We start from the raw sequence: 17,928 nt of genomic DNA, 5'->3' as shown, positions 1-17,928 counted from the left end.
GGGCCCACCCGGGGCTCAGACCGCGGCCGGGGCCAGCACCGCCGCGATCGCCCCGGCCAACTGGTCCACCCGGCCGGGCGGGAGCCCCGCGACGTTGATCCGCCCCGTCGCCGTGCCGTACACCGCGTGGTCCCGGCGCAGCGCCGCCATCTGCTCCGGCGACAGCGGCAGCCCCGTGAACATGCCCTTCTGCCGCGCCAGCGGCCCGGCCCAGTCGCCGCAGCCCAGCGCCTCCAGCCGGGCGACCAACGCGGCGCGGCCGGCGGCGATGCGGCCCCGCATCGCGTCCAGCTCCGCGCGCCACGCCCCGCGCAGCTCCGCGTCCTCCAGCACCGTCGCCACGACCGCCGCGCCGTGCTCGGGCGGCATCGAGTACAGGGTGCGGGCGGCGTTCTGCAGGGCCGTCTCCGCGTGGCGCAGGGCCCGGGCCGAGGAGCCCAGCACGATCGCGCAGCCCGTACGGTCCGCGTACAGCCCGAAGTTCTTCGAGCAGCTCACCGCGACCAGCACCTCCGGCAGCCGCTCCGCCAGCGTCCGCGCCGCCCACAGGTCCTCGTCCAGGCCGTCGCCCAGCCCGTGGTACGCCAGGTCCAGGAACGGCACCCACCCGGCGCGGGCCGCCGTGTCCGCCAGCGCCTCCCACACCTCCCGCGCCGGGTCGACGCCGGTCGGGTTGTGGCAGCAGCCCTGGAGCAGCACCACGTCGTCCCGGCCCGCGCCGCGCAGGTCGTCCAGCAGCCCCTGCGGGTCGGTCCAGCGGTACGCGCGCACCGCCAGCCCCGCGGCCTCCAGGATCGGCCGGTGGTTCACGTACGCCGGGTCGCTGATCCACACCGTCGCGCCGGGGCGGGTCCGCCGCACGAGGTCGGCCAGCAGCCGCAGCGCGCCCGTGCCGGCGACGGTCTGCACGGCGGTGGCCCGGCCGGCCGGCACGTCGCCGCCCAGGACCAGCGAGAGCATCGCGCGGTTGAACGCCGTGTTGCCGGACAGGCCCCGGTACTCCTTCGACGCGGAACGCTCAGCGAGGCGTATCTCGGCCTCCCGCACGGCCCGCATCACCGGGGTCACGCCCGTGTGGTCGCGGTAGACGCCCAGGACCAGGTCCAGCCGTTCGGGGCGCGGGTCGGCGCCGAACTCGGCGGCCAGGTCCCACAGCGGGTCGGCCGGCGGGGCGGGCAGCAGCTCAAGCATCGGGGGAGACCTCCGGTTCACGTGGGGAACGGGGGCGTCGGTTCGCCAGGACCACGCCCGTGGTGATGAGGGGTACGCCGACGAGCACGGCCGCCGTCGGCCGCTCGCCCAGCAGGGGGATCGCCAGCAGCACCACGGCCACCGGGCTCAGGCTGCCCACCACGGAGCTGCGCTCGGCGCCCAGCCGCCGGATCGCGAACGCGTACAGCAGCCCGGCGCACAGCCCCACGCCCAGCCCCTGCACCACCAGGAACAGCGCGACGTCGGCCGCCGCCGCGTCCGCGAACCCGGTCGGCAGGACACCGGCCGCCACCAGCACGGCGACCACCGCGAACGAGGGTGCGCACAGCAGCCCGATCGACCCGACCGGGTCGAGGTCCACCTCCCGCAGCCCCACCGTGTACAGCGCCCACAGCCCGCTCGCCACCAGCAGCGTCCCCGAGCCCAGCATCACGTCGCCGTCGAACGGCACCGCGTACCGCCACACCAGCGCCACCACGCCCGCCGCGATCAGCACCAGCCCGGCCCCCCGCGTCCCGCGCGGCACGCCCCGCCCCCGCGCCACCATCAGCGCGGACACGAACAGCGGCACCATGCCCGGCACGATCGCCCCGACGAACGACGCCGAGGTCAGCGACCCGCCGAACATCGCGGCCAGGAAGAACGGCACCCCGGCCCCGCCCGCGACCCGCGCGGCCGGGCCGGGCCGCACCGAGGCCAGCGCGTGCCGGCGCCGCCACAGCGCGGGCGCCAGGACGACCAGGGGAACCCCGAAGCGCAGCAGCGCCGCGTCGGCGGGCAGCAGCGTCGACGTGCTCAGCGCCCGCGCGCTCAGGGCGAACGCCGCCCAGATCGCCACGGTCAGCAACAGCGCCGCCGTGCCCGCAGCCCGCGGGGACGGGCCGCGCGGGAACGCCCCGCGGCCCGCCGCGGGCGCCCCCGCCGCGTTCGTCGCGACCACACCACACCTCCCTGCCGGACGGATCCCATCCCTCGTGCCGCAACGCTAGGCCCTCGGCCGGGGCAGTCGATTGCCAGTTCTGCCGCTCAGACCTATGTTTGGGGCAGGATCTGCCAAGAACGGCGGCGGACGAACCGAAGGCCGGGGCAGGGGCCGGGGAGGGCGGGCGGCGGACGTGGACGACATCGACCTGCGGATCATCCGCGAGCTCCAGGCCGACGGCCGGCTCTCCAACCAGGAGCTCGCCGACCGCGTCCGGCTCTCCCCCTCCCCGTGCCTGCGCCGGGTGCGCCGCCTGGAGGAGGCCGGGCTCATCCGCGGCTACACCGCGGTGGTCGACCAGGTCGCGTACGGACTGCCGATCACCGTGTTCGTCCGCATCCGCCTGGAGCGCCACACCGCGGAGGCCGTCGCCGTCTTCGAGGAGCACGTCGCCCTCATCGAGCACATCCAGGACTGCTACCTGATGGCCGGCAGCAGCGACTACCTGCTGCGCGTGGTGATCGAGAGCCTGGAGGCGTACGAGCGGCTCGTCCGCGACCGGATCCACGCCATCCCCGGGATCGCGTCGATCGAGTCCAGCTTCGCGTTCGGCAGCGTCAAGCAGTCCCGTACCTACCCGCGCCCGGCGCGCCCCCGCTGACGGGGCCGCGCCTGGTACCGCCACCGGGCGCCGCGTACCGTGTGGACATGAAGATCCTCATCAGCGCCGACATGGAGGGCGCCACCGGGGTCACCTGGCCCGCCGACGTCCTGCCCGGCACCCCCCAGTGGGAGCGCTGCCGGGCGATGTTCACCTCCGACGTCAACGCGGCCGTCCTCGGCTTCTTCGACGGCGGCGCGGACGAGGTCCTCATCAACGAGGCCCACTGGACGATGCGCAACCTCCTCCTCGAACGGCTCGACCCGCGCGCCCAGATGCTGACCGGCAGGCACAAGGCGCTCACCATGGTCGAGGGGGTCCAGCACGGCGACGTCGACGGCATCGCCTTCGTCGGCTACCACACGGGCGCCGGCACCGAGGGCGTCCTCGCCCACACGTACCTCGCCAACTCCATCACCGGCGTCTGGCTCAACGGCGTCCGCGCCGGCGAGGGGTACCTCAACGCGCACGTCGTCGCCGAGTACGGCGTCCCCGTCGTCCTCGTCACCGGCGACGACCTGACCTGCCGGGACGCGCTCGGCTACGCGCCCGAAGCACGTATGGTCGCCGTGAAAGACCATGTGTCGCGGTACGCGGCGGTCTGCCGCACCCCCACGCGGACGGCCGCCGACATCCGCGCCGCGGCGAAGGACGCCACGCGTCTCGCCGTACGGTACGAACCGGTGCGCGGCGGCCCGTACACCGTGGAGCTGGAGTTCGACGCGGAGCACCTGGCCGCGGCCGCCACCGTCGTCCCGGGGGTGGTGGCCGGCGGCGAGCGCCGGGTCGCCTACACCAGCGGCACGATGTACGAGGCCATCCGCACCTTCAAGGCGGTCACAACGATCGTCTCGGCCGCAGTGGAGGAGCAGTATGGCTGACCGGATCCTTCAGGACCGGGAGCAGGAGCGGTACCCGTCGGACGGGCCGGCCTTCGCGGAGGTGGTGGACTTCACCTCCGACCTCATCCGGATCGACACGACCAACCGCGGCGGCGGCGACTGCCGGGAGCGGCCCGCCGCCGAGTACGTCGCCGAGCGGCTCGCCGACGCCGGCGTCGAGCCCCTCCTGCTGGAACGCACCAAGGGCCGCACCAACGTCGTCGCCCGCATCGAGGGCACCGACCCGTCCGCCGACGCGCTGCTCGTCCACGGCCACCTCGACGTGGTCCCGGCCGAACCCGCCGACTGGACCGTGCACCCGTTCTCCGGCGAGGTCCGCGACGGCGTCGTGTGGGGCCGCGGCGCCGTCGACATGAAGAACATGGACGCGATGGTCCTCGCCGTCGTCCGCGACTGGGCGCGCCGCGGCGTCCGGCCGCGCCGCGACATCGTCCTCGCCTACACGGCCGACGAGGAGGCGAGCGCCGCGGACGGCGCCGGCTTCCTCGCCGACCGGCACGCCGACCTGTTCGAGGGCTGCACCGAGGGGATCGGCGAGTCCGGCGCGTACACCTTCCACGCCGGTCCCCGCATGCCCCTGTACCCGATCGGCGCGGGCGAGCGCGGCACGGCCTGGCTCAAGCTGACCGCGCAGGGCCGGGCCGGGCACGGCTCCAAGGTCAACCGGGAGAACGCCGTCACCCGGCTCGCCGCCGCCATCGCCCGGATCGGCGAGCACCGGTGGCCGGTCCGGCTCACCACCACCGTCCGGGCCGCGCTCACCGAACTGGCCGCGCTGCACGGCATCGACGCGCCCGACCTCGACGACCCGCACTTCGACGTCGACGCGCTCCTCGCCAGGCTCGGCCCGGCCGCCGCCCTCGTCGAGGCGACGCTGCGCAACAGCACCAACCCGACGATGCTCCACGCCGGTTACAAGGTGAACGTCATCCCCGGCTCCGCCAGCGCGCACGTCGACGGGCGGATCGTGCCGGGCGGCGAGGAGGAGTTCACCGCCGCCCTCGACGAGCTGACCGGCCCCGGGATCGACTGGGAGTTCCACCACAAGGAGGTCGCCCTGGAGGCGCCGGTCGACTCGCCGACGTACGCCACGCTGCGCGCCTCGATCGAGCGCTTCGACCCGGACGCGCGCGTCCTGCCGTTCTGCATGTCCGGCGGCACCGACGCCAAGCAGTTCGCCCGGCTGGGCATCGTCGGCTACGGCTTCGCGCCGCTGAAGCTGCCCGTCGGCTTCGACTACCAGGCGCTGTTCCACGGCGTCGACGAGCGCGTCCCGGTCGACGCGCTGCACTTCGGCGTCCGCGTCCTCGACCACTGTCTCCAGAACGTCTAGCCCGCAGGGGGGAGCCGTCCATGATGCCCACGGGGCCCTACGGAACGTGGCCGTCACCGATCGACGCGCGCCTCGCCGCCGCGCACGACGGGCTGCCGGAGTACGTCGGCACGGTCGGCGACGAAGTGTGGTGGACCGCGCCGCGGCCCGCCGAGGGGGGCCGCCGCGCCCTGGTCCGCCGCACCGCCGACGGCACCGAGGTCTCCGTCCTGCCGCCCCCGTGGAACGTCCGCAGCCGCGTCATCGAGTACGGCGGGCAGCCGTGGGCGGGCACGACGAGGGACGGCGCCGGGCCGCTCGTCGTCTTCTGCCACTTCCCCGACCAGCGGCTGTACGCGTACGAACCGGACGGCGCCGCCCCGCCGCGCCCGCTCACCCCGGTCTCGGGGACCGGCGGCGGGCTGCGCTGGGCCGACCCGGTCCTCCACCCGGACGGCACCGAGGTGTGGTGCGTCCTGGAGGAGTACACCGGCGAGGGCCCCGGCGACGTGCGGCGCGTCATCGCCGCCGTACCGCTCGACGGGTCCGCGGCCGACGACCGGGCCGCGATACGGGAACTGACCGACGACCGGCACCGGTTCGTCACCGGGCCCCGGCTCTCCCCGGACGGGCGCCGGGTCGCCTGGCTCGCCTGGGACCACCCGCTCATGCCGTGGGACGGCACGCTCGTGATGACCGGCGAGGTCGTCGACGGCGGCCCGTTCGCCTCCGTCGCGCCCGTCGCCGGGGCCGTCGACGAGTCGGTCTGCCAGGTCGACTGGGCACCCGACGGCTCCCTGCTGTACGCCTCCGACCGCGGCGGCTGGTGGGAGCCGTACCGGCTGGCCCCCGGCTCCACCGTGGCGACCGCGTTGTGCGCGGGCCGCGAGGAGGAGTTCGGCGGGCCGCTGTGGAAGGTCGGCCTGCGCTGGTTCCGGCCCCTCGACAGCGGGCTCGTCGCCGTCATCCACGGCCGGGGCTCCACCGCGCTGGGCATCCTCGACCCCGAGACCGGCGAACTCGTCGACGCGGTCGGGCCGTGGACCGAGTGGGCGCCCACGCTCGCCGTCCACGGCAGCCGCGTCATCGGCGTCGCCGCCGGCCCGCGCAGCGGCTACGAGGTGGTGGAGCTGGACACCGGCACCGGCCGCGCCCGCGTCATCGGCGCCCCCCACGAGGACCCGGTCGACCCCGGGTACTACCCCGAGCCCCGGCCGCGCACCTTCGCCGGGCCCGGCGGCCGGGAGATCCACGCCCGCGTCCACCCGCCGCGCAACCCCGACGCGGCGGCCCCCGACGACGAACTGCCGCCGTACGTCGTGTGGGCGCACGGCGGGCCCACCGGCCGCACGCCCTCCGCCCTCGACCTGGAGGTCGCGTACTTCACCTCCCGCGGCATCGGCGTCGTCGAGGTCGACTACGGCGGCTCCACCGGCTACGGCCGCGCCTACCGCGAGCGGCTGCGCGAGCAGTGGGGCGTCGTCGACGTGGAGGACTGCGCCGCCGTCGCCGCCGCCCTCGCCGCCGAGGGCACCGCCGACCCGGCCCGGCTCGCCATCCGCGGCGGCAGCGCCGGCGGCTGGACCGCCGCCGCGTCGCTCGCCGCCACCGACGCGTACGCCTGCGCCACCATCCTCTACCCGGTCCTCGACCTGGGCCACTGGGGGACGGCGGGGGAGACCCACGACTTTGAATCGCACTACCTGGAGTCGCTCGTCGGGCCGCTCACCGAGGTCCCCGGCCGGTACGAGGAGCGCTCCCCGCTCCACCACGTCGACCGGATCGACACCCCGTTCCTGCTGCTCCAGGGGACGGACGACCTGATCTGCCCGCCGGCGCAGAGCGAGCGGTTCCTGGCCCGGATGGCCGGGCGCGGCGTCCCGCACGCGTACCTCGCGTTCGAGGGCGAGGAGCACGGCTTCCGCCGCGCCGAGACGCTGGTGCGCGCCCTGGAGGCCGAACTGGCGCTGTACGCGTGGACCTTCGGGATCGCCCGCCCCGACGTGCCGCCGCTGGAGCTGAGGGGGTGACCCCGCCGCCCCGGGGCCGGGCCCTGACCCCGCTGACCCGGCCGCCGCGGCTGCGGCCGGGCGCGCGGGTCGCCGTCGTCGCGCCCAGCGGCCCGGTGGCCGAGGAGCGGCTGGCGGCCGGCCTGGACGTGCTGCGCGGCTGGGACCTCGACCCGGTCGCCCTGCCGCACGTCCTGGACCGCCACCCCACCGCCTCCTACCTGGCCGGGACCGACGAGGACCGGGCCCGCGACCTCCAGGACGCCTGGTGCGACCCGGACGTCGACGCGGTGATCGGCGTCCGCGGCGGGTACGGCGCCCAGCGCGTCGTCGACCTGCTCGACTGGGACGCCCTGCGGGCCGCCGGGCCGAAGGTGTTCGTCGGGTTCAGCGACGCGACGGCGCTCCACGAGGCGTTCGCGTTGCGGCTGGGGCTGGCCACGCTGCACGGGCCGATGGCGGGGGCGGCGCCCTTCCTCAAGGACGCCGCCACCCGGGAGGCCCTGCGGGCCGTGCTGCTGGACCCCGCCTCGGTGCGGGTGCTCGGCTCGGACGCGGCGCGGCCCCTGGTGCCGGGGCGGGCCCGGGGCGTCACCGCGGGCGGCTGCCTGAGCCTGCTCGCCGCCGGGATCGGCACGCCGGACGGGCGGGCGTCGCTGCGCGGCGCGCTGCTGCTCCTGGAGGACGTGGGGGAGGAGCCGTATCGGATCGACCGGATGCTGACCCAACTGCTGAGGGCCGGGCTGCTGGACGGCGTGGCGGGTGTCGCGCTCGGCTCCTGGGAGGAGTGCGGGCCGTACGGGGCGGTGCGCGAGGTGCTGCGGGACCGGCTCGGCGGGCTCGGCGTGCCGGTCGTGGAGGAGCTGGGCTTCGGCCACGGCACGCCCGCGCTGACCGTCCCCCTCGGGGTGCCCGCCGTCCTCGACGCGGACGCCGGGACGCTCACGCTGGAGACGCCCGCCCTCCGCTGACCCGCGGAGGGCGGGCGCTCCCGCGGGCCGGGGTCAGCCGGCGGAGCGGAGCGCCGCGTAGCCGGGGCGGACGACCTCCTCGATGATCCGGCGGCGCTCCGGCAGCGGCAGGAACGCGGCTTCGACGGCGGCGACCGTGAGCTCCTCGAAGACCTCCGGGCCGTAGCCGAAGGCGTCCGCCACGTGCTGGAACTCCTCGCTCATGGTGGTGCCGGACACGAGCCGGTTGTCCGTGTTCAGGGTGACGCGGAAGCCCAGGCGGCGCAGCCGGTCGACCGGGTGCGAGGCGTAGTCCTTCGCGGCGCCCGTCTGGAGGTTGGAGGTCGGGCAGACCTCCAGGGCGATGCGGTTGTCGCGGACGTACGCGGCGAGGTGGCCGAGCGTGCCGTCCTCGGCGATGTCGTCGGTGATCCGCACCCCGTGGCCGATCCGCTCGGCGCCGCACACCTGTACGGCCTCGTGGATCGACTCGACGCCGACCGCTTCGCCCGCGTGGATGGTGAAGTGGCAGTTGTGCCGCTTGAGGTGCTGGAAGGCGGGCAGGTGGCGGGAGGGCGGGTTGCCGACCTCCCCGCCCGCGATGTCGAAGCCGGCGACGCCGCGGTCGCGGTGCGCGACGGTCAGCCCGGCTATCTCCAGGGAGCGGTCCGTGTGGCGCATCCCGGTGAGCAGGGTGCGGACGACGATCCGGCCGCCCGTTCGGCGCTCGCCCTCGCGGAAGCCCTCGTTGACGGCCTCGACGACCTCGTCCAGGGACAGGCCGGCCGCCAGGTGCTGCTCGGGCGCGTAGCGCACCTCCGCGTAGACGACCCCGTCCGCCGCCAGGTCCTCGGCGCACTCGGCCGCGACCCGGAACAGCGCCTCGCGGGTCTGCATGACCGCGCACGTGTGGGCGAACGTCTCCAGGTACCGCTCCAGCGAGCCGGAGTCGGCGGCGTCCCGGAACCACACGGCCAGCTCGGCCGGGTCCTGGGTGGGCAGACCGGTGTAGTCGCACGCGCGGGCCAGCTCGATGATCGTGGCGGGGCGCAGACCGCCGTCCAGGTGGTCGTGGAGCACGGCCTTGGGGGCCCGGCGGATCCAGTCCGCGACGGAGACGGTCGAGGCGAGGTTGTCAGACAAGTGCATGACGGGAGTGTAGGGCACCCCGGCGGCGGGTGCCGTGACCCGCGCGACAGCCCCGACCGCCCGTCCGGCGGACGCTCAGTTGGACTGGAGGACCGGCAGCGCGGGCGCGCCCGTGGGCAGCATGTGCTTGGCCGCCAGGACCGGGGTCTCCCCGACCCGCACCACCTGCGTGACCAGCACCGCGGGCGTGTCGGCGGGGCGGCCCAGCTGTTCCCCGCGCCGCTGGCCCAGCAGCGTCGCCGACACCGCGCTGTGCGCCCCGAGCGCCACCCCGCGCGACGCCCCGGCCAGCACGGCCAGCATCGAGGTGCGCTCCGGCGCCGCCGCCTCGCGCAGGGCCGCCGCGAACGCCGGGTGGACGCGCTCCAACACCTCGTCGGGGGCCGCCCACTCCTGGCTGAGCGCCGCCGCGGCGCCCTCCGCCGCCAGCAGCGACTCCCAGAACCGCAGCTCGGCCCGTACCGGGGCGAGCAGGTGCTGCGCGGTGAAGTCCGTCGGCTCCTCCACGGTCCGCAACAGCGCCCGTACGCGGGCGGGGGCGCCCGCGCCGAGCAGCTCCTCCAGCGGCTGGACGTGCTCGAAGCCGCGCCGGGGCGGCCGGTCGTTGACGGTGCGGCCCACGCCCCGGCGCACGGACAGCAGCCCGTCCTCCTGGAGCAGCAGCAGCGCCTCGCGCAGGGCGGGGCGGCTGACGCCCAGCTCGGCGGCGAGGCGCGGCTCGGAGGGCAGGGTGGAGCCGGGCGGGTACGTGCCGGCGTGGATCGCGTCGACGATCCGCTCGTACAGCACCACGACCGGGCGCCGCCGCTCCGTACCGACCACCGCTGTACCTCCCTGGCTCGCCCGCCGGCCGATCACCCGCACGGTATGCCGCCCGCCGCCCACCAGGCAATCCATACTTGTCTGACAAGGTTGGTCCGGTGGTGATCGCGGCCTACGCTGGCCCGATGCTCGACCGCGTCACCCCGCGCCCCCCGTACCTGACCGAAGGCCCGCGCGTGGGCCTGCGGCCCTTCCGGTACGAGGACGCCGACGAGTTCACCGCCCGGGCGCGGGAGAGCGAGGACCTGCACCGGCCCTGGCTCTTCCCGCCCGCCACCTCCGCCGCGTACACCGCGTACGCCCGCGCCCTCATCGAGGACCCGGCCCGCTGCGGCTACCTGGTCTGCGAGCGCGACGGCGGCGGCATCGCCGGGTTCGTCAACATCAACAACATCGTCCGGGCCTCGTTCCAGTGCGGCGCCCTCGGGTACGGCGCCTTCGCGCACGCCGCCGGGCGCGGCCTGATGAGCGAGGCCCTCGCGCTCGTCCTGCACCACGCCTTCGGCCCCCTCGGGCTGCACCGCCTGGAGGCCAACGTCCAGCCCGGCAACGCCAGTTCGCTGGCCCTCGTGCGCCGGGCCGGATTCCGCAAGGAGGGCTACTCCCCGGCGATGCTCCACGTCGACGGCGCGTGGCGCGACCACGAACGCTGGGCGATCACCGCCGAGATGCCCCTCCCGCCGGTCGGCGGCCCCGGCCGTTGACCTCCCCGGCGGCCCCGGCGACCCTGGCGACCGCGCCCGGGTACGGTCCCCGGGGCCCGTACCCGGGCGCCTCCCGCGCGCCCGCCCGGTGCGCGTGCCGCGCCGGAGGCGGCCGGGTCTAGACGGCGCGACGGTCCGCGTACTCGAAGACGGAGCCGTCCGGGTGGACCGCGATCAGGTTCCGGCCCACCGGGGTGGGCACCGGGCCCGCCAGGACTTTCGCGCCCACCTCGGTCAGCGTCGCGTGCGCCGCGTCCACGTCCGCCACCGCGATCGTCGCGGTGACCTTGCGCAGCACCTCCAGCTCCGACTCGGGGCCGCTCATCAGCAGGAAGCAGCCGACCGCCGCGACGCGGACCCCGCCGCGCTCGAACCGCAGCGCCCGCGTCCCGGTGAGCCGTTCGTAGAACTCCGCCGCGGCGTCCAGGTCGTCGACGCAGACGCGCAGGGTGGTACCGAGGATCTCCATACCCGTCAGGGTAGTTGGGCCGGATCACACGCGGCAGAGGATCTCCCCGTGCGGCACGGTGAACCACCCGTCTTCGCTGCGCCCCCACTCCCGCCACCCCTCGGCGACGGCCGCCAGCCGCTCCGGCGTCGTGTGGCCGCCCTCCACCGCCAGCCGTGCGTACGCCGACTCCGTCGTGCGGTCCGCCCACAGCGCGCTCCACCAGGCGCGGTCCGGAGGCGTGGCGAAGCACCACACCGCGGCACTGGGCGTGATGTCGGTGAACCCCGCTCGCCGGGCCCACGACAGCAGCCTCCGCCCGGCGTCCGGCTCACCGCCGTTGGCCCGCGCCACCCGCCGGTACAGCCCCAGCCACTCCGTCAGCACCGGCACCTCGGGGAACCAGGTGAACCCCGCGTAGTCGCTGTCCCGCACGGCGACGACCCCGCCGGGGCGGCACACCCGCCGCATCTCGCGCAGCGCGCAGACCGGGTCGCCCACGTGCTGGAGCACCTGGTGGGCGTGGACCACGTCGAACGCGTCGTCGGGGAAGTCCAGCGCGTGCGCGTCCGCCACCGCGAACCGGACGTTGTCCAGCCCCCGTTCGACCGCCACGGCCCGCGCCTGCTCCAGCACGCCGGCGGACGCGTCCACCGCCGTCACCCGGCCCGGCGCGACCCGCGCGGCCAGGTCCGCCGTGATCGTGCCGGGGCCGCACCCCACGTCCAGCACGTCGAGGCCGGGGCGCACCTCGCCCAGCAGGTACGCCGCCGAGTTCTCCGCCGTACGCCACCGGTGCGAGCGCAGCACCGACTCGTGGTGCCCGTGCGTGTAAACAGCATCCTTCATGGCCCTGTTCCGTCTCCCTCGGGAACGCCAGGGCGGCAACGCTACGGCACGATGCCACATCGCGAGACGAGTTTCTCATCATGCGGACAGTGGGTGCGGGGTTGTTAACCGCCCGGCCGCCCGGGTACCCGGCACCGCATGATGAAGAAGACCCCGCGGTCCCGGCAGCCGGTGCGGGCGGCCACCGCGGCGCTCGGGGGTGCCCTGCTGGCCGCGCTCGTCGCGGTGGTCCGCCGCCGCGCCGCCCGCGCCGCCGAGCGCCGCCCGCCGCACGCCCCGGAACGGGCGCCCGCCGCACCCGGCACGGAGCCGGGGCCCGCCGCCGAGCCGGTCGAGGTGCGCGTCGTCGCCCCCGGAGCACCACCCGCCCCGGTCGTACCGCCCCCGCCGGCCGAGCCGCCCGGGCCGTCCACCGACCCGGAGGCACCGCACCACCGAGCCTGAACCGCAACCCATCCACGGGAGGCCCAGTGACCACCCAGCCGCGGCGCCGCCCGCGCGTCCTCATCGTCGGAGCCGGCTTCGCCGGCTACCAGACCGCCCGCGAACTCTCCCGCACACTGCGCGGCCGTGCCGAGATCGTCCTGCTCAACCCCACGGACTACTTCCTCTACCTGCCGCTGCTGCCGCAGGTCGCCGCCGGCGTCCTCGAACCCCGCCGCGTCACCGTGTCCCTGCCCGGCACCCTCCGCCACGTGCGGCTCGTCCTCGGCGAGGCCGGACGCGTCGACCTGGAGGCGCGCAGGGTCCACTACACGGACCCGGAGGGCACGCCGGGCGAGCTCGGCTACGACCGGCTCGTCCTCGCCGTCGGCAGCGTCAGCAAGCTGCTCCCCATCCCGGGCGTCGCGGAACACGCCACCGGCTTCCGCGGCCTGCCCGAAGCGCTCTACCTGCGGGACCACGTCACCCGCCAGGTGGAGCTCGCGGCGTCCGCGGCGGACCCCGCCGAGTGCACCTCGCGCTGCACCTTCGTCGTGGTCGGCGCCGGCTACACCGGAACGGAGGTCGCCGCCCACGGCAAGATGTTCACCGACGCGCTCGTCCGCAAGCACCCCGCCTGGCCCGAGGGCGTACGGCCCCGCTGGATGCTCCTCGACGTCGCCGACCGCGTCCTGCCCGGGCTCGACAAGCGGCTCTCCGACACGGCCGACCAGGTGCTCCGCTCGCGCGGCGTCGACGTCCGCATGGGCACCTCCGTCAAGGAGTCCACGCCCGACGGCGTCCTGCTGGACAGCGGCGAGTTCGTCGAGACGCGCTCCCTGATCTGGTGCGTCGGCGTGCGCCCCGACCCGCTCGTCTCCCAGCTCGGGCTGCCCGTCGAACGCGGCCGGCTCGTCGTCACGCCGCAGTTGGAGGTGCCGGGACGACCGGGCGTCTTCGCGTGCGGCGACGCCGCCGCCGTACCGGACCTGCACCGGCCCGGCGAGTTCACCCCCATGACGGCGCAGCACGCGTCCCGGCAGGGCAAGGTGGCCGCCCGCAACGTCGCCGCCTCCCTCGGCGTCGGCGACCCCGTCCCGTACCGGCACAGCGACATGGGCTTCGCCGTCGACCTCGGCGGGGTCAAGGCCGCCGCCAACCCCCTCGGCGTGCCCCTCTCGGGGATCGTCGCCGGGGCCGTCACCCGCGGCTACCACCTGGCCGCCATGCCGGGCAACCGGGTCAGGGTGGCCGCCGACTGGCTGCTCGACGCGGCGCTGCCCCGCCAGGCGGTGCAGCTCGGCCTGGTCCGCTCCTGGCAGGTCCCCCTCGACACGGCCTCGCCCGAACTGGCCAAGACCGGCTCCCGACCCCGCGAGGAGTGACATGGAACTCGAAGAACTCACCGAACTCGCCCAGCAGTTGCGCGCCGACGCGGTACGCGCGTCGGACGCGGCGGGCTCCGGCCACCCCACCTCCTCCATGTCGGCCGCCGACATCGCGGCCGTCCTGCTCGCGCACCACCTGCGCTACGACTTCGACCGCCCCGACCACCCCTCCAACGACCGGCTCGTCCTCTCCAAGGGCCACGCCTCGCCCCTGCTGTACGCCCTGTACCGGGCCGCGGGCGCCATCGACGAGGACGAGCTCCTGACCTACCGCACCCTCGGCAGCCGCCTGGAGGGCCACCCCACGCCCCGGCTGCCCTGGGTGGACGTGGCGACCGGCTCCCTGGGCCAGGGCCTGCCCGTCGCCGTCGGCATGGCCCTCGCCGGGCAACGCCTCGACCGGCTCCCGTACCGCGTGTACGTCCTGTCCGGTGACAGCGAGATGGCGGAGGGCTCGGTCTGGGAGGCCGTCGAGCACGCCGCGTACAACCACCTCGACAACCTCACCCTCGTCGTGGACGTCAACCGGCTGGGCCAGCGCGGCCCCACCCGCCACGAACACGACCTGGACGCCTACGCGCGCCGCCTCCACGCCTTCGGCTGGCACGTCGTCGAGGTCGACGGTCACGACGTGCGGGCCGTCGACGCGGCCTTCGCGGAGGCCCGCTCCACCACCCGGCAGCCCACCGCGATCCTCGCCCGCACCCACAAGGGCCGCGGCGTCGAGGCCGTCGAGGACCGCGAGGGCCTGCACGGCAAGCCCCTGCCGGACGCCGGGACGGCGATCGCCGAACTCGGCGGCGTACGCAACATCCGCGTCCGGGTGCAGGCCCCGCCGGACGGCGAGCCGCCGGCCGTCCCGCGGGACACCGAGCCCGAGTTGCCCCGGTTCGACACGGGCGACGAGGTCGCCACCCGCACCGCGTACGGGCACGCGCTCGAAGCGGTCGGCTCGGCCCGCGGCCGGGTCGTCGCCCTCGACGCGGAGGTGAGCGACTCGACGCGGACGGAGTTCTTCGCCAAGGCCCACCCCGACCGGTACTTCGAGTGCTACATCGCCGAACAGCAACTGGTCGCCGCCGCGGTCGGACTGGCCGCGCGCGGCTACGTGCCGTACGCGTCGACGTTCGCCGCGTTCCTCACCCGGGCCCACGACTTCATCCGCATGGCCGCCGTCAGCCGCGCCGGCATCAACCTCGTCGGCTCGCACGCCGGCGTCGCCATCGGCCCGGACGGCCCGTCCCAGATGGGCCTGGAGGACCTGGCGATGCTCCGGTCGGTCCACGGCAGCACCGTCCTCTACCCGTGCGACGCCAACCAGACGGCCCGCCTCGTCGCCGCCATGGCCGACCTCGACGGCATCCGCTACCTGCGCACCACGCGCGGCGACCTGCCCGTCCTGTACGGGCCCGACGAGGAGTTCCCGGTCGGCGGCAGCAAGGTGCTGCGCCGCCACGACGGGGACAAGGTCACGATCGTCGCGGCCGGCGTCACGGTCCACGAGGCCCTCAAGGCCGCCGACGTGCTGGAGCGCGACGGCATCCCCGTCCGCGTCGTCGACCTGTACTCGGTCAAGCCCGTCGACGCCGACACGCTCAACGAGGCCGCCGCGCAGACCGGGTGCCTGCTGACCGTAGAGGACCACCACCCGGAGGGCGGCCTGGGCGACGCCGTCGCCGAGGTCTTCTCGGACGGCCGCCCCGCGCCCCGGATGGCCCGGCTGGCGGTGCGGAACATGCCCACCTCGGCCTCCCCGCAGGAACAGCTGCACGCGGCGGGCATCGACGCCGAGTCCATCGCCGCCGCGGTGAAGCTCCTCGTCGAGCGGGTGGTCGCCTGAGCCGCGCGGCGGCGGAAGGCGCGGAGAACGGCGAAAGAGGGCGCCGGCGGCACGAGGCCGCCGGCGCCCTCCCGCGTCGCCTGCTCCCTACCACCTGTACCAGCGGGACCGCCCGCCGCCCGACGTCGTCCCCCGCATGAAGAAGCCGAGGAGCCAGACGACGAGGACCGTCAGCGCGATCCACCACAGGGCCTTCCAGATGAACCCGACACCGAACAGAAGGACCGCCAGCAACAGAACCAGCAGAACGGGAACCATGATGCACCTCCGCACCCCGGATGCCCCGCGACCGCCCCCGTACACGGCGGAGGCGCCCGTCCGCGAGAAGGGCCGACGGGCGCCCCTGTCCTGTGCCCCGCTCCCGGCCGCCGGTGACGGCGGCCGGGCGGCCGGCTCACATGGTGGCCGCCTCGGTCTCCTTCTCGTCGTACGGCCAGCGCAGCAGCGCGCCGAGCCCGCCGACCGGCAGGTCGTCGTCGATCTCCGGCCGTACGCGCAGCACGTCCGCGCCGGTCGCCAGTGCCGACCGCAGCAGCGCGTCGTCCGCCCGCGCGGGCAGCGGCTCGGTGTCGCCCAGGTACTGCGTCTCCGTACGCCGCACCGCGACCTGGTCCGGCCGGGCGCCCACCCACACCTGGCGGTGCGCGTCGGGCCCCTCGGGGCGGATCAGCAGCTCCGCGATCCGGTGCTCACGCGCCGCCTGGACCAGCGCGGGCACCCCCTCGGCCGCGCTCGCCCCGGCCGCGCTCGCGCCTTCGGGGGCACGGGCCGCCCGGAACCGGTCCAGCTCCGCCTCGGCGGTACGCCGCAAGAACGCCTCCTTGGCGGCCCGCACGTCCTCGTCGAGCCGCTCCCGTCCCGCGCCGGCGGCCCGGCCGCCGTGCTCGCTCTCGACCACGTCCGCCGTCAGGGCGGCGGGCAGCCGCTCGTGCACCGAGCGCCGCTCGCGCACGTCGCCCGCCAGGACGACCACGTCGACGCCGAGCTCCGGCACGGAATCCGCGATCGCGTCGGCGATCTTCTGGGCGTTCTCCTCCCAGGTGTTCTCCACGCTGAGCTGGAAGTGGCGTTCGGACCAGGTGTTGCTCGACGTGCGGCGCACCGGCCAGTCCCGACCCTGCACCTGCCCGGCCGGCATCGCCCCGATGGGGCTGCGCAGCTCCAGGTCGGCGCCGATCCGGTCGATGTACGCGACCAGGCACACGGGCTCCTGCGCCGCCAGGTCCAGCAGCGGCCCGAGCCGGGGGAGCGCCGACCAGAACACCTGGGTGGGCGCGAGCGGCCGTATGGCCAGCGGCGGGTCCAGGACGACCTCGCCGTGCGTGGCGAACACCGCGCGCCCGGCCTCCCCCGCGGGGCGCGGCCATTCGGCCAGCACCTCGTGGACGGCCCGCACGGTCGCCTCGTCGCAGCCCTGGGCGGCGAGTTCCTCGCAGGCGTTGCGCGCCATGAGCTCCTGCCGCCACTGGGCGGACTCGTCCATCCGCGACGTATCGAGGTACACGCTGGCCCAGGGGCCCGGACGGTCGTAGAGACTGGTCAGAAAGGCGAGTTGCATGGCTCCCTCCCAGAGGCCGGAATGTCCGTTTCGGGCGAGTACCCGTGCGTTCGGACGCCACACGGGCGTGCTGCTGTCGCGTGGACCGGCGTCCCCGCACAGAGTGGAAGCCCGACACACGCGGAGGTGACCCATGTCCGGCAGCCCGCTCCTCGACCGGCACGCGCAGGCGCTCGACCTGTTCTCGTCGCGCGTCTACGCGATCCGGGGGGACCAGTGGGACGCGCCCACACCGTGCAGCGAGTGGTCCGTCCGCGACCTGGTCAACCACCTGACCGGCGAGCAACTGTGGGTCGTCGACCTGGTGCGCGACGGGCGGACCGTCGCGGAGGTCGGCGACACGTACGACGGGGACGTCCTCGGCGACGACCCGGTCGGCGCGTGGGACCGCGCCGCGGCGGGGGCACGGGACGCCTTCCGCGAGGAGGGCGCCCTGGACCGCACGGTGAACCTGTCGTCCGGCGACACGGCGGCCACCGCCTACTGCTCCCAGATGACGGCGGACGCGGTGGTCCACGCCTGGGACCTGTCGCGGGCGATCGGCGCCGACGAGCGGATCCCGCTGCCGCTGGTGGACTTCGCCCTCCAGGAGTTCTCCCCGTACGCCGACTCCCTGCCCTCCTCGGGGCTCTTCGCCGACCCGGTGCCAGCGGCGTCCGGCGCCGACGCGCAGACGAAGCTCCTGAACATGCTGGGCCGCCGCCCCTGAGACGGGGACGGCGGCGGTGCGGGGCCGCGCGCCGCTCCGGCCGGATCCGGTCCGGGCCGGATCGCGGCGC

The 17,928-nt window shown here is 75.6% G+C and carries 18 protein-coding genes; 10 read left to right on the top strand and 8 right to left on the bottom strand.

What is annotated here, in order from left to right; all coding sequences use genetic code 11:
* Positions 1-15: 15 nt before the first annotated feature.
* Both RND61_RS11495 and RND61_RS11490 read right to left on the bottom strand, forming a co-directional pair.
* On the bottom strand, positions 16-1,191 hold the full coding sequence (locus RND61_RS11495) for an amino acid aminotransferase (protein ID WP_315877769.1): 1,176 nt from the start codon (positions 1,189-1,191) through the stop codon (positions 16-18).
* Entirely contained in the window at positions 1,184-2,152 is a 969-nt protein-coding gene (locus tag RND61_RS11490) for a DMT family transporter (protein WP_315877768.1), read from the bottom strand. Before RND61_RS11490 ends, RND61_RS11495 begins: the two co-directional genes overlap by 8 nt.
* Positions 2,153-2,327: 175 nt before the next feature.
* Between RND61_RS11490 and RND61_RS11485 the strand changes: the two genes are divergently transcribed.
* Genes RND61_RS11485 through RND61_RS11465 form a run of 5 tightly spaced genes read left to right on the top strand, consistent with a single transcriptional unit; the run spans position 2,328 to position 7,989 of the window.
* Entirely contained in the window at positions 2,328-2,795 is a 468-nt protein-coding gene (locus RND61_RS11485) for an Lrp/AsnC family transcriptional regulator (protein ID WP_315877767.1), read from the top strand.
* A 47-nt stretch (positions 2,796-2,842) separates the two neighbouring features.
* The gene (locus RND61_RS11480) at positions 2,843-3,676 is read left to right on the top strand and encodes a M55 family metallopeptidase (protein ID WP_315877766.1); all 834 of its coding nucleotides are present in this window, start codon (positions 2,843-2,845) and stop codon (positions 3,674-3,676) included.
* On the top strand, positions 3,669-5,030 hold the full coding sequence (locus RND61_RS11475) for a M20/M25/M40 family metallo-hydrolase (protein WP_315877765.1): 1,362 nt from the start codon (positions 3,669-3,671) through the stop codon (positions 5,028-5,030). Before RND61_RS11480 ends, RND61_RS11475 begins: the two co-directional genes overlap by 8 nt.
* A gap of 20 nt (positions 5,031-5,050) precedes the next feature.
* The gene (locus tag RND61_RS11470; protein ID WP_315877764.1) at positions 5,051-7,039 is read left to right on the top strand and encodes a prolyl oligopeptidase family serine peptidase; all 1,989 of its coding nucleotides are present in this window, start codon (positions 5,051-5,053) and stop codon (positions 7,037-7,039) included.
* Positions 7,036-7,989 carry a S66 peptidase family protein gene (locus RND61_RS11465; RefSeq protein WP_315877763.1) on the top strand — a complete coding sequence of 318 codons (954 nt, stop codon included), beginning with the start codon at positions 7,036-7,038 and terminating at the stop codon, positions 7,987-7,989. Before RND61_RS11470 ends, RND61_RS11465 begins: the two co-directional genes overlap by 4 nt.
* Before the next feature lie 33 nt (positions 7,990-8,022).
* On the opposite strand, the gene RND61_RS11460 is transcribed toward RND61_RS11465, so the two are convergent.
* Together RND61_RS11460 and RND61_RS11455 are read right to left on the bottom strand one after the other, a co-directional pair.
* Entirely contained in the window at positions 8,023-9,117 is a 1,095-nt protein-coding gene (locus RND61_RS11460; protein WP_315877762.1) for an adenosine deaminase, read from the bottom strand.
* A gap of 75 nt (positions 9,118-9,192) precedes the next feature.
* On the bottom strand, positions 9,193-9,939 hold the full coding sequence (locus RND61_RS11455) for a GntR family transcriptional regulator (protein WP_315877761.1): 747 nt from the start codon (positions 9,937-9,939) through the stop codon (positions 9,193-9,195).
* 125 nt (positions 9,940-10,064) lie between these two features.
* Between RND61_RS11455 and RND61_RS11450 the strand changes: the two genes are divergently transcribed.
* Positions 10,065-10,643, top strand: coding sequence for a GNAT family N-acetyltransferase (locus RND61_RS11450; protein ID WP_315877760.1), 579 nt, complete (start codon positions 10,065-10,067; stop codon positions 10,641-10,643).
* Between the two features lie 118 nt (positions 10,644-10,761).
* Here RND61_RS11450 and RND61_RS11445 read toward each other — a convergent pair whose 3' ends face one another.
* Together RND61_RS11445 and RND61_RS11440 are read right to left on the bottom strand one after the other, a co-directional pair.
* Positions 10,762-11,112 carry a VOC family protein gene (locus RND61_RS11445; protein WP_315877759.1) on the bottom strand — a complete coding sequence of 117 codons (351 nt, stop codon included), beginning with the start codon at positions 11,110-11,112 and terminating at the stop codon, positions 10,762-10,764.
* A 24-nt stretch (positions 11,113-11,136) separates the two neighbouring features.
* On the bottom strand, positions 11,137-11,940 hold the full coding sequence (locus RND61_RS11440) for a methyltransferase domain-containing protein (protein WP_315877758.1): 804 nt from the start codon (positions 11,938-11,940) through the stop codon (positions 11,137-11,139).
* A 138-nt stretch (positions 11,941-12,078) separates the two neighbouring features.
* On the opposite strand from RND61_RS11440, the gene RND61_RS11435 reads away from it, so the two are divergent.
* The 3 genes from RND61_RS11435 to RND61_RS11425 are packed head-to-tail and all read left to right on the top strand — an operon-like array spanning position 12,079 to position 15,591.
* Positions 12,079-12,384, top strand: a complete 306-nt coding sequence (locus tag RND61_RS11435) for a hypothetical protein (RefSeq protein WP_315877757.1) — start codon at positions 12,079-12,081, stop codon at positions 12,382-12,384.
* Positions 12,385-12,410: 26 nt separating this feature from the next.
* On the top strand, positions 12,411-13,748 hold the full coding sequence (locus tag RND61_RS11430) for an NAD(P)/FAD-dependent oxidoreductase (RefSeq protein ID WP_315877756.1): 1,338 nt from the start codon (positions 12,411-12,413) through the stop codon (positions 13,746-13,748).
* Position 13,749: 1 nt separating this feature from the next.
* Positions 13,750-15,591 (top strand): transketolase, encoded by a 1,842-nt coding sequence (locus RND61_RS11425; RefSeq protein ID WP_315877755.1) that lies wholly within the window; start codon positions 13,750-13,752, stop codon positions 15,589-15,591.
* Between the two features lie 87 nt (positions 15,592-15,678).
* Here RND61_RS11425 and RND61_RS11420 read toward each other — a convergent pair whose 3' ends face one another.
* Positions 15,679-15,849 carry a hydrophobic protein gene (locus RND61_RS11420; protein WP_315877754.1) on the bottom strand — a complete coding sequence of 57 codons (171 nt, stop codon included), beginning with the start codon at positions 15,847-15,849 and terminating at the stop codon, positions 15,679-15,681.
* Positions 15,850-15,985: 136 nt separating this feature from the next.
* A complete protein-coding gene (locus RND61_RS11415) occupies positions 15,986-17,149 on the bottom strand; it encodes a baeRF2 domain-containing protein (protein WP_315877753.1) in 1,164 nt (387 codons plus the stop codon).
* Positions 17,150-17,282: 133 nt separating this feature from the next.
* Between RND61_RS11415 and RND61_RS11410 the strand changes: the two genes are divergently transcribed.
* Positions 17,283-17,858, top strand: a complete 576-nt coding sequence (locus RND61_RS11410; RefSeq protein ID WP_315877752.1) for a TIGR03086 family metal-binding protein — start codon at positions 17,283-17,285, stop codon at positions 17,856-17,858.
* The last annotated feature ends 70 nt before the right edge of the window (positions 17,859-17,928 follow it).

Source organism: Streptomyces tamarix, from assembly GCF_032423885.1.
GTDB lineage: Bacteria > Actinomycetota > Actinomycetes > Streptomycetales > Streptomycetaceae > Streptomyces > Streptomyces tamarix.
Note: the sequence above shows the minus strand (reverse complement) of the source record. Positions and strands in the feature narration are given on the sequence as shown.

Bases quoted from the DNA above. Each gene is read 5' to 3' on its own strand.
- RND61_RS11495 (WP_315877769.1), bottom strand. From the start codon at position 1,191: ATGCTTGAGCTGCTGCCCGCCCCGCCGGCCGACCCGCTGTGGGACCTG.
- RND61_RS11480 (WP_315877766.1), top strand. From the start codon at position 2,843: ATGAAGATCCTCATCAGCGCCGACATGGAGGGCGCCACCGGGGTCACC.
- RND61_RS11475 (WP_315877765.1), top strand. From the start codon at position 3,669: ATGGCTGACCGGATCCTTCAGGACCGGGAGCAGGAGCGGTACCCGTCG.
- RND61_RS11470 (WP_315877764.1), top strand. From the start codon at position 5,051: ATGATGCCCACGGGGCCCTACGGAACGTGGCCGTCACCGATCGACGCG.
- RND61_RS11460 (WP_315877762.1), bottom strand. From the start codon at position 9,117: ATGCACTTGTCTGACAACCTCGCCTCGACCGTCTCCGTCGCGGACTGG.
- RND61_RS11450 (WP_315877760.1), top strand. From the start codon at position 10,065: ATGCTCGACCGCGTCACCCCGCGCCCCCCGTACCTGACCGAAGGCCCG.
- RND61_RS11445 (WP_315877759.1), bottom strand. From the start codon at position 11,112: ATGGAGATCCTCGGTACCACCCTGCGCGTCTGCGTCGACGACCTGGAC.
- RND61_RS11440 (WP_315877758.1), bottom strand. From the start codon at position 11,940: ATGAAGGATGCTGTTTACACGCACGGGCACCACGAGTCGGTGCTGCGC.
- RND61_RS11435 (WP_315877757.1), top strand. From the start codon at position 12,079: ATGATGAAGAAGACCCCGCGGTCCCGGCAGCCGGTGCGGGCGGCCACC.
- RND61_RS11425 (WP_315877755.1), top strand. From the start codon at position 13,750: ATGGAACTCGAAGAACTCACCGAACTCGCCCAGCAGTTGCGCGCCGAC.
- RND61_RS11420 (WP_315877754.1), bottom strand. From the start codon at position 15,849: ATGGTTCCCGTTCTGCTGGTTCTGTTGCTGGCGGTCCTTCTGTTCGGT.
- RND61_RS11415 (WP_315877753.1), bottom strand. From the start codon at position 17,149: ATGCAACTCGCCTTTCTGACCAGTCTCTACGACCGTCCGGGCCCCTGG.
- RND61_RS11410 (WP_315877752.1), top strand. From the start codon at position 17,283: ATGTCCGGCAGCCCGCTCCTCGACCGGCACGCGCAGGCGCTCGACCTG.